The sequence below is a fragment of the Rhizobium sp. BE258 genome (assembly GCF_031457345.1).
Taxonomy (GTDB): Bacteria; Pseudomonadota; Alphaproteobacteria; order Rhizobiales; family Rhizobiaceae; genus Rhizobium.
Window position 1 is genome coordinate 58449 of sequence record NZ_JAVDWL010000005.1, and the last position, 15437, is coordinate 73885.

17 protein-coding genes are annotated in these 15437 nt (G+C 61.8%); 13 read left to right on the forward strand and 4 right to left on the reverse strand.

Annotation, left to right across the window (positions count from 1 at the left end):
* A complete protein-coding gene (locus J2X43_RS18570) occupies nt 1-687 on the reverse strand; it encodes a DNA-3-methyladenine glycosylase (protein ID WP_310296135.1) in 687 nt (228 codons plus the stop codon).
* On the opposite strand from J2X43_RS18570, the gene gluQRS reads away from it, so the two are divergent.
* Nucleotides 686-1567: a tRNA glutamyl-Q(34) synthetase GluQRS gene (gene gluQRS, locus J2X43_RS18575; RefSeq protein ID WP_310296137.1), complete on the forward strand. Its 882-nt coding sequence runs from the start codon at nt 686-688 to the stop codon at nt 1565-1567. The genes J2X43_RS18570 and gluQRS overlap by 2 nt on opposite strands.
* Here the strand turns inward: gluQRS and J2X43_RS18580 are convergent.
* Nucleotides 1532-2497, reverse strand: a complete 966-nt coding sequence (locus J2X43_RS18580; protein ID WP_310296139.1) for a YihY/virulence factor BrkB family protein — start codon at nt 2495-2497, stop codon at nt 1532-1534. The two genes, gluQRS and J2X43_RS18580, sit on opposite strands and share 36 nt — an antisense overlap.
* A 76-nt stretch (nt 2498-2573) precedes the next feature.
* On the opposite strand from J2X43_RS18580, the gene J2X43_RS18585 reads away from it, so the two are divergent.
* The 7 genes from J2X43_RS18585 (at nt 2574) to J2X43_RS18615 (ending at nt 7937) form a co-directional block, all read left to right on the forward strand.
* On the forward strand, nt 2574-3407 hold the full coding sequence (locus J2X43_RS18585) for an SDR family oxidoreductase (protein WP_112517685.1): 834 nt from the start codon (nt 2574-2576) through the stop codon (nt 3405-3407).
* An 18-nt stretch (nt 3408-3425) separates the two neighbouring features.
* Nucleotides 3426-3629 carry a twin transmembrane helix small protein gene (locus J2X43_RS18590; RefSeq protein ID WP_112517686.1) on the forward strand — a complete coding sequence of 68 codons (204 nt, stop codon included), beginning with the start codon at nt 3426-3428 and terminating at the stop codon, nt 3627-3629.
* A 23-nt stretch (nt 3630-3652) separates the two neighbouring features.
* Nucleotides 3653-4231: a cob(I)yrinic acid a,c-diamide adenosyltransferase gene (locus J2X43_RS18595; RefSeq protein ID WP_310296141.1), complete on the forward strand. Its 579-nt coding sequence runs from the start codon at nt 3653-3655 to the stop codon at nt 4229-4231.
* A gap of 37 nt (nt 4232-4268) precedes the next feature.
* Complete coding sequence (locus tag J2X43_RS18600) at nt 4269-5024, forward strand: rhomboid family intramembrane serine protease (RefSeq protein ID WP_310296143.1); 756 nt, start codon at nt 4269-4271, stop codon at nt 5022-5024.
* Between the two features lie 181 nt (nt 5025-5205).
* Nucleotides 5206-5955 carry an electron transfer flavoprotein subunit beta/FixA family protein gene (locus tag J2X43_RS18605; RefSeq protein ID WP_112386122.1) on the forward strand — a complete coding sequence of 250 codons (750 nt, stop codon included), beginning with the start codon at nt 5206-5208 and terminating at the stop codon, nt 5953-5955.
* Nucleotides 5956-5978: 23 nt separating this feature from the next.
* Nucleotides 5979-6908, forward strand: a complete 930-nt coding sequence (locus tag J2X43_RS18610; RefSeq protein ID WP_310296146.1) for an electron transfer flavoprotein subunit alpha/FixB family protein — start codon at nt 5979-5981, stop codon at nt 6906-6908.
* 150 nt (nt 6909-7058) lie between these two features.
* A complete protein-coding gene (locus J2X43_RS18615; RefSeq protein ID WP_112386124.1) occupies nt 7059-7937 on the forward strand; it encodes a 3-hydroxybutyryl-CoA dehydrogenase in 879 nt (292 codons plus the stop codon).
* A gap of 6 nt (nt 7938-7943) precedes the next feature.
* Here the strand turns inward: J2X43_RS18615 and tlpA are convergent, their stop codons facing one another.
* Nucleotides 7944-8606: a thiol:disulfide interchange protein TlpA gene (gene tlpA / locus J2X43_RS18620; protein WP_112539033.1), complete on the reverse strand. Its 663-nt coding sequence runs from the start codon at nt 8604-8606 to the stop codon at nt 7944-7946.
* Between the two features lie 42 nt (nt 8607-8648).
* Here tlpA and argH point away from each other — a divergent pair, with 42 nt between their 5' ends.
* From argH to J2X43_RS18645, 5 genes are all read left to right on the forward strand, one after another.
* Nucleotides 8649-10052, forward strand: a complete 1404-nt coding sequence (gene argH / locus J2X43_RS18625; RefSeq protein WP_112539034.1) for an argininosuccinate lyase — start codon at nt 8649-8651, stop codon at nt 10050-10052.
* Nucleotides 10053-10148: 96 nt separating this feature from the next.
* Nucleotides 10149-10343, forward strand: a complete 195-nt coding sequence (locus J2X43_RS18630) for an LPS translocon maturation chaperone LptM (protein ID WP_112386127.1) — start codon at nt 10149-10151, stop codon at nt 10341-10343.
* Between the two features lie 12 nt (nt 10344-10355).
* The gene (gene lysA / locus J2X43_RS18635; protein ID WP_310296148.1) at nt 10356-11624 is read left to right on the forward strand and encodes a diaminopimelate decarboxylase; all 1269 of its coding nucleotides are present in this window, start codon (nt 10356-10358) and stop codon (nt 11622-11624) included.
* A gap of 163 nt (nt 11625-11787) precedes the next feature.
* Nucleotides 11788-14469, forward strand: a complete 2682-nt coding sequence (locus J2X43_RS18640; protein ID WP_310296150.1) for a TIGR02302 family protein — start codon at nt 11788-11790, stop codon at nt 14467-14469.
* Nucleotides 14470-14548: 79 nt separating this feature from the next.
* The gene (locus J2X43_RS18645) at nt 14549-14995 is read left to right on the forward strand and encodes a hypothetical protein (protein WP_112517946.1); all 447 of its coding nucleotides are present in this window, start codon (nt 14549-14551) and stop codon (nt 14993-14995) included.
* A 10-nt stretch (nt 14996-15005) separates the two neighbouring features.
* Here J2X43_RS18645 and J2X43_RS18650 read toward each other — a convergent pair whose 3' ends face one another.
* Entirely contained in the window at nt 15006-15365 is a 360-nt protein-coding gene (locus J2X43_RS18650; RefSeq protein ID WP_130284240.1) for a response regulator, read from the reverse strand.
* Nucleotides 15366-15437 lie beyond the last annotated feature (72 nt).

A 15437-nucleotide genomic window follows, 5' to 3' on the forward strand; every position in this document is an offset into this window, starting at 1 on the left:
TCAGGCGACCGGCACCAGCCCGCGGCCGAGTTTTTGCGCATAATACGCCCAGAAAAGCCTTGCGGCCACGGATCTCCACGGTGCCCAGACTTCCGCCATTGCCGCTAGCGCCTTGGCTTGCGGCCGTTCAGCGAGACCGAATGCCGCGGCGACCGCATTCTGCAGAGCAACGTCGCCGGATGGAAAGATATCGGCATGGCCACAGCAGAACATCAGATAGACCTCTGCCGTCCACGGACCGACGCCCTTCAACGCCGTCAACACATGCCGCGCCTCGTCAGGCGGCAGCACCGAAAGCACGGTCAGATCCAGATGTCCGGCGGCAACCGCGGTCGCGATTCCTGACAGCGTAGAAGCCTTGGCGCGGGAGAGCCCGAACTCCCGCCACGCCTCCTCATGCAGCATCACGTAGCTCTCGGCCGTCAGCTCGCCATCGGCAGGCAGCATTCGCCGCCAGATCGCTTCGGCGCTCGCCCGCGAGACCATTTGCGAAACGATGATATGCGCGAGACCGGAAAAACCCGGCTCGCGCAGCCGCAAGGGCAGCGGCCCGGCATCGGCGGCGACGGCTGAAAGACGCGGATCGAGCCGCAGCAATTCAGCCAGCCCCTGCTCGACATCGCCCTCGTTTCGAATGATCTGCACGTCGCCTCGCGGTGGTTTCGAATCCATGGCAGAAGAAAGCATGACCACGACTCAGCGTCAAAAGCCCGTCTTCCGTTTTGCCCCCAGCCCCAACGGGCCGCTGCATCTTGGCCATGCGCTGTCTGCGTTGATCAATCAGGACATGGCCGGGAAAGCTGATGGCCGGTTGCTGTTGCGCATCGAAGACATCGATCTGACGCGCTGCACACCCGATTTCGAAACCGGCATCTACCACGACATGGAATGGCTGGGCATTTCATGGGAGAGGCCGACGCGCCGCCAATCGGAGCATTTCGGCGAGTATCAGGCAGCGCTCCAACAGCTGATCGGCCGCGGCCTCGTCTATCCGTCCTTCATGACCCGCGGCGAAGTGAAAACGAAGGTCGCATCCCATGAGGCAGCAGGCGTGCCATGGCCGCGCGATCCGGATGGTTCACCGCTCTATCCAGCTGAAGACCGCGAACTGAGCGAGGTGGAGCAAGCGGGAAGGCTGAGCGCAGGCCTCAAGCATGCATGGCGGCTCGACATGCGCCGCGCGCTGGAGGCCGCCGGTTCAAACCTGAGCTGGACCGACACCGGAGACGGCGAACGCGGCATCGTTGAAGCCGACCCGGCCGCCTGGGGCGATGTTATCCTCTCCCGCTCCGACGCACCATCGAGCTACCATCTTTCCGTCGTTCTCGACGACGCGCTCCAGGGCGTCACCCATGTCGTCCGCGGGCTTGATCTTTTCCATGCGACGTCGGTCCACCGGCTGCTGCAGGTTCTGCTCGACCTGCCAGAGCCCGCCTATCATCACCACCGGCTCGTGACCGATGCATCCGGACGCAAGCTCTCGAAAAGCGAGGGCGATACCGGGATTGCCGAACTACGGGCCAAGGGTCTTTCAGCCGCCGACATCCGGCAGCTTGTCGGCCTCTGAGCGCTTGTGGCCATTGCCGCTGAGAAAATTGCGCTTGAAGATCGCCCGAACCCGAAATTTCAGCAGCGCCGCGTTCAGTTCAGCGCCGATAATGAAGATCACCCCGACCATATAAAGGAAGATCAGCACCACCATCACCGAGGCGAGACCGGCATAGGTCGCGTTGTAATTGGCGAAGGTTGCCAGATAATAGGCGAAGATCAGCGCGCCCGCGAGCCAGAGAAGCAGCGTCAGCAACACGCCCGGTATGACGTCGAACACCTTGCGGCGCCCGGACGGAAGCCAGAGATGCACGACCAGCAAGCCGAGCGTCAGCATCACCAGCGTGCCGTAGATACGCCAGCTGAAGACCACCTCCAGCGTATCGACGATAACCGGTAGCCACTGGCGAACAGTTGGCGGTATCCACTCGAAAGCATCGTTGTGGAGCAGCCATTCGCGGGCGTAGTCGAGACCAACGGGAACCGCCACAAGCAGGATGCTGATGGCCGCAAAGATGATGACGGCGACGAGGACATATCCGAGACTGGCAAGGCGCGTGAAATACCACGGCCGCGTCTCCTGCACGCGATAGGCGCGGTTCAGCGAGATGCGCAGCGCCTCCACGCCATTCGAGGCGAAGTAGGCGGCAGCGAGAACCGAGATGGTGAGCAGCCCGCCGCGCGGCACAGTCAGGACCTGCACAACCTGATCGGCCAGCGGCTTGGCGATCGCTTCCGGCCAGGTATCGAAGATGATGTGGATCGCCGTCATCGAAAACTGATCGGCGCCAAGGAAATTGGCGAGTGCCGTGCCGAAGATCAGGAAAGGAAAGACGGCAAGCAGGGTGGAAAGTGCCACATGGCTCGCCATCGCGAAGCCGTCGTCCTCGATGAGATGGCAGATCGCGTCGTAGACCACCTCATAGAGCATACGCAGTATCTTCGGCATTCCATCTCCGGCGCTGGCGATTGTAACCTCGGTGCGAATATGGGAAACGAGTCCCAGTTTGTACAGGAATCAATGAATGGCAGAGCCGCGCACCATCATCGTTACCGGATGTTCGTCCGGGATCGGTGCCTATTGCGCACGTGCTCTCAAGGCTGACGGCTGGCGTGTCTTCGCCACTGTACGCAAGCAGGAAGATCTCGGATCGCTTCAGGCGGACGGCATAGAAGCCTTCCGCATGGATTATGCCCATACCGATTCCATCGCCGATTTCATGCGCGAGATCGAAGCCGTCTCCGGCGGCCGCATCGACGCCCTCTTCAACAATGGCGCTTATGGCCAGCCGGGCGCCGTCGAGGATCTGACGACGGATGTGCTGCGGGAACAGTTCGAGACCAACTTTTTCGGCTGGCATGAGCTGACGCGCCGCGTGCTGCCACTGATGCGCAAGCAAGGCAGCGGCCGCATCGTCCAGTGCTCCTCGATCCTAGGCGTCGTACCCTACCGCTACCGCGGCGCCTACACCGCATCGAAATTCGCCCTCGAAGGGCTGAGCGTCACGCTGCGCATGGAGCTGCAAGGCAGCGGCATCCATGTCAGCCTGATCGAGCCCGGCCCCATCGCCTCGCGCTTCACGGCCAATGCGCTCTCCAAGATCAACGAGCACATCGATATCCGCGGCTCCGTGCATGCGGCAGATTATCGCCGACAGCTGGCGCGGCTTGACGGCACCGGCCCGGTCAGCCGACATAAACTTCAACCGGATGCGGTCTATGCGGTTCTAAAAGACGCATTGAACTCGAAAAATCCGAAGCCACATTATCCTGTAACGGTTCCGGCAAAGCAGGGCATGATGCTGAAGAGACTGCTGCCTGCAGATCTCTTCTATCGCCTGATGCGCTGGACCGACTGACCAAGAAAGCCGAATGCCATGTCCACGGCCACTTACATTCTCGCCATCATCGTCATGGGCCTCGTCGCGCTGGTGCTGATCCGCGGCCTTTTCAACATGATGAAGGGCGGCGATTCCAACCTCTCGAACAAGCTGATGCAGATGCGCGTGCTGCTGCAGGCGATCGCCGTCATCCTGATCATGCTGACACTGTGGTTGACCGGCGGCGGCCGCCCGACCTGACGCATTGAGAACTGGGGGAACGAGTGGTCAAGCTCAACAAGATCTACACCAAGACCGGCGATGACGGCACGACCGCGCTGGTCTCCGGCCCCCGGCGGCAGAAGCACGATCTGCGTATCGAAGCCTATGGCACAATCGACGAGACGAATTCGGCGATCGGCGTCGTCAGGCTCCACACCGGCGATCACCCAGAGCTCGACCGGATGCTGATGCTCATCCAGAACGACCTCTTCGATCTCGGCGCCGATCTCGCGACCCCCGACACCGGCAAGCCGCTCAATTATGAGCCGCTTCGCATTGTCGCCGCCCAGGTAACCCGTCTGGAAGCTGATATCGACAGGCTGAACGCCGATTTAGAACCTTTGAAATCCTTCGTGCAGCCGGCCGGCTCGCCGGCTGCCGCGCATCTGCATCTGGCGCGCGCCATCTCGCGGCGCGCCGAGCGGCTGATGGTGGCGCTGTCGCGAACCGAAGGCGAGACGGTCGGCCAGGAGGCGCTGAAATACGTCAACCGCCTCTCCGATTTCCTCTTCGTTGCCGCCCGTCATGCGAATGACCAGGGCCGCGCGGATGTGCTTTGGGTTCCCGGAAAAAACAGATAGGTTCCCGGCAACGAAGATCGCCCGGGGGCAGGCTTTCATGTTCATTCCGCTGCACGACGCCAATACGCTGAAACATATCAAGGTGCAGTGGGTAACGCTGGCCCTGATCGCCGCGAATGTGGCGATCTGGCTGTTCACCGGCTTTGCCTCTCCTGATATCGCCAAGGCCGCAACCGTCGGCCTCGGATATATCCCGGCTGTCGCTTTCGATCACGCCATCCTGCCGCCTGAGCTGGAACTGATCCCCGAGCAGCTGACCTATATCAGCTATTCCTTCCTGCATGGCAGTTTCTGGCATCTGGCGGGAAACATGATCTTCCTCTGGGTCTTCGGCGACAATGTCGAAGATGCCATGGGGCATCTGCGCTTTCTCATCTTCTATCTGGCCTGCGCCGCATTCGGCGCGCTCTGCCACGGCTTGCTGGCGACTGAATCCCAGGCGCCACTGATCGGTGCGTCAGGGGCCATATCGGGCATCGTGGCGGCCTATCTCGTGCTGCATCCGCGCGTCAAAGTCTGGGTGCTGGTGTTCTTCCGAGTGCCCTTGCCGCTTCCCGCCTTCATTCCTTTGCTGCTCTGGGTCGGCCAGCAGTTCTTCATGCTGGTCATCAGTACGGATAGCGACGTCTCCTGGGGCGCGCATGTCGGCGGTATCCTCGCAGGCGCCATCCTCGTCCTGCTCCTGAAGCGCCGCGATGTGCCCCTCTTCGACCGGGAGATCGTCACGCCGCGCGCGGTGCGCAGCACGCCTGCCATCCGCCGCACCATCGCAGCCGAAGACAGTCACTCCTGACAGCGTACGCGCAATATTGACGTGAACGTAAACGTAATATATTTCCGTTCTTCAATTTGTCTGTCTGCGACTGGCGAGCGTTGTGTTTGGAGGAAAAACGCGTATCCATGTCGCCATTCGACAATCGGAGCAGCGCCGAAACGCGCATTTTCCTGGCGAAAGAGTTTGAAGGAAGGACCCCATGAAGATTCTCGTTCCTGTGAAGCGGGTGGTTGATTACAACGTGAAGATCCGCGTCAAGCCTGACGGCACGGGTGTTGAACTCGCCAACGTCAAGATGTCGATGAACCCGTTCGACGAGATCTCGGTGGAAGAGGCGCTGCGGCTGAAGGAAGCCGGCAAGGCCGAGGAAGTGGTCGTCGTGTCGATCGGTCCCGCCAAGGCCGAAGAGACGCTGCGCACCGCGCTCGCCATGGGTGCCGACCGCGCCATTCTCGTCGAGACCGACGATGCCGTCGAGCCGCTCACCGTTGCCAAGATCCTGAAGGGCGTTGCCGATGCCGAACAGCCGGGTCTCGTGATCGTCGGCAAGCAGGCGATCGATGACGATAGCAACCAGACCGGCCAGATGCTGGCAGCCCTGCTCGGCACCGCCCAGGCGACTTTCGCCTCGAAGATCGAGATCGGTGATGGCAAGGCGACCGTGACCCGCGAAGTCGACGGCGGCCTGCAGACGATCGACGTCAAGCTTCCGGCTGTTGTTACCACGGATCTCCGCCTCAACGAGCCGCGCTATGCGTCGCTGCCGAACATCATGAAGGCAAAGAAGAAGCCACTCGACAAGAAGAGCCCCGCTGATTTCGGCGTCTCCACCGAGCCGCGCCTCAAGGTGCTGAAGACCGAAGAGCCCTCCGGCCGCAAGGCTGGCGTCAAGGTCAAGTCGGTCGCCGAGCTCGTCGAGAAGCTCAAGACCGAAGCTGGCGTCCTCTAAGGTTCGAGAAAGGAATTACAATCATGGCCATTCTTCTTCTGGCTGACCACGACAACGCAACCCTATCCGACCAGACCGGCAAGGCACTGACGGCTGCTTCCAAGATTGGCGGCGACGTTCATGTGCTGGTAGCCGGCAAGGGCGCCAAGGCGGCTGCCGATGCGGCTGCCAAACTGTCAGGCGTTTCCAAGGTTCTGCTCGCCGAAAGCGACGACCTCGCCCACAATCTGGCCGAGCCACTCGCCGACCTGATCATCTCGCTCGCAGGCAGCTACGACACGATCATTGCGGCCGCGACCTCCACCGGCAAGAACGTCCTGCCGCGCGTTGCCGCTCTCCTCGACGTCGCGCAGATTTCGGAAATCATCGAAGTCGTCTCCGCCGACACCTTCAAGCGGCCGATCTATGCCGGCAACGCCATCCAGACGGTACAGTCCACGGACGCCAAGAAGGTGATTACCGTGCGTACCGCATCCTTCGCCTCGGCCGCTGACGGCGGCTCGGCGTCCGTCGAGACGGTCTCGGCAGCTTCCGGCTCCGGCCTTTCGACCTTCGTCAAGGATGCGCTGTCCTCCTCCGATCGTCCGGAACTCACCTCCGCCAAGATCATCATCTCCGGCGGCCGTGCGCTTGGCTCTGCCGAGAAGTTCCAGGAAGTCATCCTGCCGGTTGCCGACAAGCTCGGTGCTGCCGTCGGCGCCTCGCGCGCTGCCGTCGATGCCGGCTACGCTCCGAACGACTGGCAGGTCGGGCAGACGGGCAAGGTCGTCGCCCCGCAGCTCTACATCGCCTGCGGCATCTCCGGCGCCATCCAGCATCTGGCCGGCATGAAGGACTCGAAGGTGATCGTCGCCATCAACAAGGACGAGGAGGCGCCGATCTTCCAGGTCGCCGACTACGGCCTCGTCGCCGATCTCTTCGAAGCACTGCCCGAATTGCAGAAAGCTCTTTGAGCAGGCACGATGCCAGCTTTTCGCACTTGCGAATGACTGGAAAATTATCTCTTATGGGACTACTACTGCTGCCGGGCGATCATTTTGCCCGGCAATTTCATTAAAAAATACGGCTGCGCTCGCGGGGGCGACTGCCGCGGGGGTTTGGATATGAGCGCGTTGAAGACGATCGGTATTGTCGGTGCGGGCCAGATGGGTTGCGGCATCGCGCACGTTTCGGCCGCTGCAGGCTACAAGGTCCATATCTATGACCTCAGCCAGGACCGCATCGAGTCCGGCCTGGCAACCATCAACGGCAACCTGGCAAAGCAGGTGACCAACGGCAAGATGACCGAGGAAGAGCGCAAGACAGCCCTCTCGCTCATCACCGGCTCCGCCAATCTCAACGATCTCGCCCCATCCGATCTCGTCATCGAGGCAGCAACCGAAGAAGAAGCCGTCAAGCGTAAGATCTATGCCCAGGTCTGTCCGGTCCTGAAGCCGGAAGCGCTTCTTGCCACCAACACTTCGTCGCTTTCCATCACCCGCCTTGCATCGGCCACCGACCGCCCTGAACATTTCATGGGGATTCACTTCATGAACCCGGTGCCGGTGATGAAGCTCGTCGAACTGGTGCGCGGCATCGCGACCGACGAGAAGACCTTCTCGACCGCCAAGGCATTCGTAGCCTCGCTGGAAAAGACCGTCACGGTCGCCGAAGACTTCCCGGCCTTTATTGTCAATCGCATCCTGCTGCCGATGATCAACGAGGCGATCTACACGCTCTATGAAGGCGTCGGCACGGTCGATGCCATCGACACCGCCATGAAGCTCGGCGCCAACCATCCGATGGGCCCGCTGCAGCTTGCCGATTTCATCGGCCTCGACACCTGCCTGTCGATCATGCAGGTCCTGCATGACGGTCTCGCGGATTCGAAATACCGCCCCTGCCCGCTGCTAGTGAAATATGTCGAAGCAGGCTGGCTCGGTCGCAAGTCCGGCCGCGGCTTCTACGATTACCGCGGCGAAGTGCCGGTCCCGACCCGCTAAGCGGCGTCAGAGCCCCACCGCTCCCCTGATCAGCGCCTTCGCGTCCTCGCTGTCCCAGGCAGCCGGGCCGTTCATTGCCGAGACCAGGCATCCCTTGTCATCGATCAGCAGCGTAACGGGCAGGCCGAAGGCAAGGCCTTCCTTTTTCAGGCTGTTGAACACGCCGATCGTATTGTCGCGGTAGAGTTTCAGGGAATCGACGCCGGTCTCGCTGAGGAAGGCCTTCGGCTTCTCGTCATCGCCGGTATCGATGTTGACGGCGACCACCTGGAACTTGTCGCTGCCCATATCCTTCTCGAGCGCATTCAGCGCCGGCATCTCCTCGCGGCAGGGCACGCACCACGTTGCCCAAAGATTGAGAAGCACGGTCTTTCCGGCAAAATTGTCGAGCGTCACGGGCTTGTTGTCGGCATCGTTGAAGGCGACCGATGTCAGTTTGCGCGGCTCGTTGGCAGCGACCATTGCCGCAACCTGTCCCTTGGCAAGCGGCGTGATCTTCTGCGCCAGATCCTTTGCCGCGGCGCATTGGCCGGACGCCGTTTCGCCGCCGCCATTGCCAGACCCCGTCTCCTTAATGTAAACCGCTGCCGCACCGGCAATTATGCCTGCGACGGCAGCTATCGAGATCAATTTCAGGGATGGCAGCCCAAGCGGCTTTCTTGTCGTCATTTCATTCTCCAGGACATGCATCTTTCAAGGCAGGCAGCTTCGATGGCCGACGGCAACACGGACACCAAATCCTCCAACCAGATGTGGGGCGGACGCTTCGCTTCCGGCCCCGATGCGATCATGGAGGAGATAAATGCCTCGATCGGTTTCGACAAGAAGCTATTCGCGCAGGATATCCGCGGATCGATCGCCCACGCGACGATGCTTGCCCATCAGGGCATCATATCGGCCGACGATAAGGACAAGATCGTTCACGGGCTAAACACGATCCTGTCAGAAATCGAAAGTGGCAATTTCGAATTCTCGCGCCAGCTCGAAGACATTCACATGAATGTCGAAGCCCGTCTTGCAACGCTGATCGGCCCGGCCGCCGGACGCCTGCACACCGCCCGCTCGCGCAACGATCAGGTGGCGCTCGACTTCCGGCTCTGGGTGAAGGAAGAGCTGCAGAAGACCGAGGCGATGCTGACCGGCCTGATCGCAGCCTTTCTCGACCGCGCCGAAGAGCATGCCGACAGCGTTATGCCCGGCTTCACCCATTTGCAGACCGCCCAGCCCGTCACCTTCGGTCACCACTGCATGGCCTATGTCGAAATGTTCGGCCGCGACCGCTCGCGCGTGCGCCACGCTATCGAGCATCTTGACGAGAGCCCGATCGGCGCTGCGGCACTGGCAGGCACCGGCTATCCGATCGACCGCCACATGACGGCAAAGGCGCTCGGCTTCCGTGAGCCGACCCGCAATTCGATCGACACCGTCTCCGACCGCGACTTCGCCATCGAATTCCTGTCGATCGCCGCGATCGCCGGCATGCATCTGTCACGCCTTGCCGAAGAAATCGTTATCTGGTCAACGCCGCAATTCGGCTTCGTGCGCCTCTCCGACGCCTTCTCCACCGGCTCCTCGATCATGCCGCAGAAGAAGAACCCGGATGCTGCCGAGCTGGTACGCGCCAAGACCGGCCGCATCAACGGCTCGCTGGTTGCCCTGCTGACCATAATGAAGGGCCTGCCGCTCGCCTATTCCAAGGATATGCAGGAAGACAAGGAACAGGTCTTCGACGCCGCCGAAAGCCTGGAACTGGCGATCGCCGCGATGACCGGCATGGTCCGTGACATGACCATCAACACCGCGCGCATGAAGGCGGCCGCCGGTTCCGGCTACTCGACCGCGACCGATCTTGCCGACTGGCTGGTGCGCGAAGCAGGCCTTCCCTTCCGTGACGCCCATCACGTGACCGGTCGCGCCGTGGCGCTGGCGGAAAGCAAGGGCTGCGATCTCGCCGAGCTGCCGCTCGCCGATCTGCAGGCGATCAATTCTGCGATCACCGACGCAGTCTACGGCGTTTTGACGGTCGAAGCCTCGGTCGCCAGCCGCAAGAGCTTCGGCGGCACCGCCCCGTCGGAAGTGCGCAAGCAGATCGCCTACTGGCGCGGCCGCAACTGAGTTCGGACCGCCAGTAACAGCGCAACAATCAGGGTGCACAAGCTGGATAAACTTCGCTATGAAGATGTCCACCAGTGCCGCTCCAAGAGGATACCCATGCAGACCAGCTTGCCGCACCTCATCCGCCTGACGGTCGTTCTTGCCGTCGTCGGCCTTGCCGTTGCCGGATGTGGGCGCAAAGGCGATCTCGATCCGCCGAGTGCGCAGGCAACGAAGGGCGGCGATTCCTCCAAGCCGACGAAACAGCCGGGCGTTGCCGACAAGCCTTTCCTTCTCGATCCCCTGCTCTGATAGGCTGAAGCCGTGAACCACTTCGAGTATCGCGACGGCATTCTTTACGCCGAGAACGTTCCTGTTCCCGAAATTGCCAAGGCCGTTGGCACCCCCTTCTATTGCTATTCCACCGCAACGCTGGAGCGCCATTACCGCGTCTTCGCCGAAGCCTTCAGCGATGTCGACTCCATGGTCTGCTATGCCATGAAGGCGAACTCGAACCAGGCAGTCCTCAAGACCCTCGGCAAGCTCGGCGCCGGTATCGACGTCGTTTCGGAGGGCGAGCTGCGCCGCGCATTGGCCGCCGGCATCCCGGCATCCCGCATCATGTTCTCCGGCGTCGGCAAGACGCCGCATGAGATGGATTTCGCGCTCGAAGCCGGCATCTACTGCTTCAACGTCGAATCCGAGCCCGAGCTCGAAATCCTCAACAGCCGCGCCGTCAAGGCCGGCAAGAAGGCGCCCGTCTCCTTCCGCATCAACCCTGACGTCGATGCCAAGACCCACTCGAAGATCTCGACGGGCAAGAAGGAAAACAAGTTCGGCATTTCCTGGGAGCGTGCCCGCGCCGTCTATGCCCGCGCCGCAACCCTTCCCGGCATCCTCGTCACCGGCATCGATATGCATATCGGCAGCCAGATCACCGAGCTGCAGCCCTTCGACGACGCCTTCAAGCTGCTGCATGATCTGGTCACCACGCTGCGCGCCGACGGCCACGACATCCACCATGTCGATATCGGCGGCGGTCTCGGCATTCCCTACAAGGACGACAACAACCCGCCGCCACTGCCCGATGCCTATGCGGCGATCGTCAAAAACCAGCTGCGCAGCCTGAACTGCAAGATCGTCACCGAGCCCGGCCGCCTCATCGTCGGCAATGCCGGTATCCTGGTGACCGAAGTGATCTATGTGAAGGACGGCGGCGAGAAGACCTTCGTCATCGTCGATGGCGCGATGAACGATCTCATCCGCCCGACGCTCTACGAAGCCTATCACGAGATCAAACCCGTAGTGATCTCCGCCGCCAATGCTCCGCGCATCAAGGCTGATATCGTCGGCCCGGTCTGCGAGACCGGCGACTATCTGGCGCTCGACCGTGAGATCGCGATGCCGCGACCCGGCGACCTCTTCGCCGTCATGTCCGGCGGCGCCTATGGCGCCGTGCAGGCAGGCACCTACAACAGCCGCCTGCTGGTCCCGGAAGTGCTGGTCAAGGGTTCCGATTTCCACGTCATCCGGCCGCGCCGGACCTACGAGGAACTGATCGGCCTTGATTCCCTCCCGACCTGGCTAGACTGACGGACCATCACTTTTTGGCGACCGGCCGTGAAAAACCGGCATTAACCGCCGGTCGCCCTCGCCTTCGCCACAAAGAGTGTTATCCTTTCCTCATGCGAGCGAATTGCTGAGCAATCGCCGGAAGCGCCCACTGTTACTCTAACACGCCATGGCGGAGACCGGATTGAAGAAGAGCCCGAGCAGGCAGGGACATGGTGCATTTGCCATCAGGCCATCTCTTGCGAGGCTGGTTGCGGTAAAGCGTCTCTTCGCACGTGTCGTTCTTCTCTCCGAGCAAGCATTGCCACCGCTGGTGCCCGTTCTCTCGGTCATCGCGCTTTATCTTGCTACCTCCTGGTTTGGCCTCTTCCGCAGCGTTCCCGATGTCCTGCGCATCCTGCTGCTGATCGCGTTTGCGGCGGCCTTCGTTGCGTCACTCATCCCGTTCCGCCGTCTGCGCTGGCCAAGCAACGCCGAGGCCGACCGGCTTCTCGAAGAACGCAACGGCCTGCCGCATCAGCCCGTCACCGTGCAGGAAGACGAACCGGCCTTCGACACGCCCTTTGCCCGCGCGCTCTGGCGCGAACACCAGACACGCATGGCCGAGAAGATCGCCGCGCTCGACGCCGGTTATCCGCGCCCGGATATCGCCCGGCACGACCGCTTCGCCCTGCGCGCCATTCCGGCGCTGCTTGTCGTCATGGGTTTTGGCTATTCGCTGTCCACCAATGGCGGCTCGATCGCCGACGCCTTCCAGCCTCCCGTCGAGCAGGGCGAGACGAATCCCGCCGTCCGCATCGATGCCTGGGTCACGCCTCCCTCCTATACTGGCCGCGCCCCCGTCTATCTGACGGCGACAGGCACGGAACAGGCGCCGATCAACGTTCCGCAATTCTCCAGCCTGACCGTGCGCGTCAGTGGCGGCCAAGCGGACGAGAAGGTCGTCTTCAAGAAGGAGAACGGCGAGGCCAGGGAGATTGCCGCCGAAAAGCAGGCAGGTCAGCAGCCAGCAGACGCTTCCGCACCAGCTCAGCAGCCACAGCAGACGGCGGCCGGTGAAACGCCGGTGCCCACGGCACAGACGCACCTTATGAAGCTTGAGGAAAACGGTGCGCTGCAGGTCAACGGCCGCAGCTGGAGCTTCAATGTCATTCCCGACAAGGCGCCAGAGATCGCTTTCGACGGGCTGCCGAAGGCGAGCGTGAACGGCGCGCTTGAGATCAAGTTCACGGTCAAGGACGATTACGGTGTCCAGGAAGCGCATGCGGAAATTCTACCCGTCGAGTCCGACCCGTCTGCCAAGCCGCTCTACCCGCTTCCGGATTTCCGCCTCGATATCCCGCGCCGCAATGCCCGCGATGCCAAGGGCGTCAGCAGCAAGAACCTGACCGAGCATCCGCTGGCCGGCAAGCGCGTCCGCGTGACGCTGGTTGCCAAGGACGCCGCAGGCCAGATCGGCCGCAGCCCGCCGCATGAAATGATACTGCCCGCGCGGCCGTTCAACGAACCGCTCGCCGCAGCCGTTGCCGAGGAACGTCAGGTCTTTGCACTCGACACCCGCAAGATGCCCGAGGCGATCGCGCTCAACGAAGCGCTGACGATCCGCCCGGAAGAGACGATCCCGAAACTCACCAATTACCTGCTGATCGAATCGGCGCTCGCCCGCATGAAGCTCGCCAGGACAGACGAGCAGCTGAAGGATACCGCCGATTATCTCTGGGACATCGCGCTTGGCATCGAGGATGGCGACCTGTCGCAGGCCGAGCGCAATCTGCGTAACGCCCAGCAGAACCTTGCCGACGCGCTGCAGCGCAATGCGCCGGACGCTGAAGTCAAGAAGCTGATGGACGAGCTTCGCAAGGCGATGAACGAATACATGAAGGAGCTCGCCCAGCGCATGCAGAATGCGCCGATGCAGCCCAACCAGAATGCCCAGATGCTGCGGCAGCAGGATCTGGAACGCATGATGGACCAGATCGAAAACCTTGCCCGCTCCGGCAACCGCGATGCCGCACAGCAGATGCTGTCGGAACTGCAGCGGATGATGAACAACCTGCAGGCGGGACGTCCGCAGCAGGGCCAGCAGCAGCAGGGCGACAACAGCCAGATGCGCCAGCAGATGGACAAGCTCGGCCAGATCCTGCGCGACCAGCAGAAGCTGATGGAACAGACCTTCAAGCTCGATCAGCAGCTTCGTGACCGCATGCAGCGCGGCGACCCCGACATGGGCATGAACGATCCGCTGCTTGACAACATGATGCCCGGCCAGGATGGCGAACAGCAGGATCAGGGCCAGCAGCAGCAACAGCAGGGTCAGAACGGCCAGCAGGGCGACCAGCAGTCGGACCAGATGACCGAACAGCAGCTCCGCGACGCCCTGAAGAAACTGCGTGAACAGCAGGACGCTCTCGGCAAGCAGCTCGGCGAACTGCAGAAGGGTCTGGGCGACATGGGAATGAAGCCCGGCCCGGGCTTCGGCCAGGCCCAGCGCGAGATGGAAGGCGCCGGACGCGAACTCGGCCAGGGCCGTGGCGATACCGCAGTCCAGGGCCAGGGCCGAGCGTTGGAAGCGCTGCGCCAGGGAGCCCGCGACATGATGAACCAGATGATGCAGGCGCAACAGGGCCAGCAGGGTCAGCAAGGCCCGAACGGCCAGGTCGGCCAGGGCAATCAGAACGGCCGCGACCCGCTTGGCCGCCCGCGGCGCGCCGATGGGCCTGACTTTGGTGATACCGTGAAGGTGCCCGACGAAATCGACGTCCAGCGCGCCCGCGAGATTCTCGATGCCATCCGGGAGAAGCTCGGCAACAACCCGCCGCAAGAGATGGAGCGGCGCTATCTGGAGCGTCTGCTGGATATTCAGTGATCGGGCGGCCGAGGGGCTCGCGTTTTTCGATCAGCTTCGTAATGTCCAATCTTGACGGTTGACGAACGACAGCGATTCGATGGCAATTCTCTTCAAGACTGCAATCAGCGAAAACTCGGCATTCGAGATGATCGAAAAGGCGCTTTCGGGCGCCTACCAGTATGACGGCTATCTCAATGTCGTCAGCGATGCCGGAGAAACGGCATTGTCCTGGGGACCGGCCATGCATGCCGAGGAGTTCAAGGCCGAGGTCAGCGAGATCCTGAGAAAGACTTGGGACGCCGCCCGCTTCTGGATCATCTACGAGCGCCGCGACGATCGCCGGGATCCCGAAGCAACGGAAATCCGCAACGCCGCCTTCCGCATCACCCGCGGCTACAGCGGCGTCGTAGTCATCACGCTAAGCCTGCTCGGCAAGCGTGACAGCGACAACGATATCGAACTGGTATTCGTCTGCTTCGAGCAGGATTTCCACAGGCGGAATTTCCGGGTGCGCTACGAAGGCAAGTTCGTCCCGGATGAATGAGGCTGCCTGATCAGGCAGCCAGTGCGCGGGCGACCGCCTTGCGGATATCGGGAAGCGCAAACGGCTTTGAGACCACATCGACGATCTTTTCAGCCAGATCGTCAGCGCGTTCGCGCTGTTCGGCATAGCCGGTCATCAGCAGGATTTTCAGTGCCGGAAAGGCCGACTTTGCCTGATGCGCCAGCTCGATGCCGTCCATGACGGGCATGCGGATATCCGACAGCAGCAGGTCGTAGACGCCGTCCTTCAGCTTCTCCAGTCCCTCGGCACCATCAGCCGCTTCTTCGGTCTCATGACCGTCGAGCCGCAGTGCTCGGGCTACGAAAGAACGGAGGGAGTCTTCGTCTTCCGTGATCAGAATTTTTGCCATCGATGCATCGCTCCGTCTTCATGCCCCAAGACGGAAATCGCATGCCGTTCCTTTGCGATCGGTAAACGGCGG

Bases quoted from the DNA above. Each gene is read 5' to 3' on its own strand.
- argH (WP_112539034.1), top strand. From the start codon at position 8,649: ATGGCCGACGGCAACACGGACACCAAATCCTCCAACCAGATGTGGGGC.
- J2X43_RS18645 (WP_112517946.1), top strand. From the start codon at position 14,549: ATGGCAATTCTCTTCAAGACTGCAATCAGCGAAAACTCGGCATTCGAG.
- J2X43_RS18580 (WP_310296139.1), bottom strand. From the start codon at position 2,497: ATGCCGAAGATACTGCGTATGCTCTATGAGGTGGTCTACGACGCGATC.
- J2X43_RS18615 (WP_112386124.1), top strand. From the start codon at position 7,059: ATGAGCGCGTTGAAGACGATCGGTATTGTCGGTGCGGGCCAGATGGGT.
- gluQRS (WP_310296137.1), top strand. From the start codon at position 686: ATGACCACGACTCAGCGTCAAAAGCCCGTCTTCCGTTTTGCCCCCAGC.
- J2X43_RS18630 (WP_112386127.1), top strand. From the start codon at position 10,149: ATGCAGACCAGCTTGCCGCACCTCATCCGCCTGACGGTCGTTCTTGCC.
- J2X43_RS18585 (WP_112517685.1), top strand. From the start codon at position 2,574: ATGGCAGAGCCGCGCACCATCATCGTTACCGGATGTTCGTCCGGGATC.
- J2X43_RS18650 (WP_130284240.1), bottom strand. From the start codon at position 15,365: ATGGCAAAAATTCTGATCACGGAAGACGAAGACTCCCTCCGTTCTTTC.
- J2X43_RS18605 (WP_112386122.1), top strand. From the start codon at position 5,206: ATGAAGATTCTCGTTCCTGTGAAGCGGGTGGTTGATTACAACGTGAAG.
- J2X43_RS18590 (WP_112517686.1), top strand. From the start codon at position 3,426: ATGTCCACGGCCACTTACATTCTCGCCATCATCGTCATGGGCCTCGTC.
- J2X43_RS18610 (WP_310296146.1), top strand. From the start codon at position 5,979: ATGGCCATTCTTCTTCTGGCTGACCACGACAACGCAACCCTATCCGAC.
- J2X43_RS18600 (WP_310296143.1), top strand. From the start codon at position 4,269: ATGTTCATTCCGCTGCACGACGCCAATACGCTGAAACATATCAAGGTG.
- J2X43_RS18570 (WP_310296135.1), bottom strand. From the start codon at position 687: ATGCTTTCTTCTGCCATGGATTCGAAACCACCGCGAGGCGACGTGCAG.
- tlpA (WP_112539033.1), bottom strand. From the start codon at position 8,606: ATGACGACAAGAAAGCCGCTTGGGCTGCCATCCCTGAAATTGATCTCG.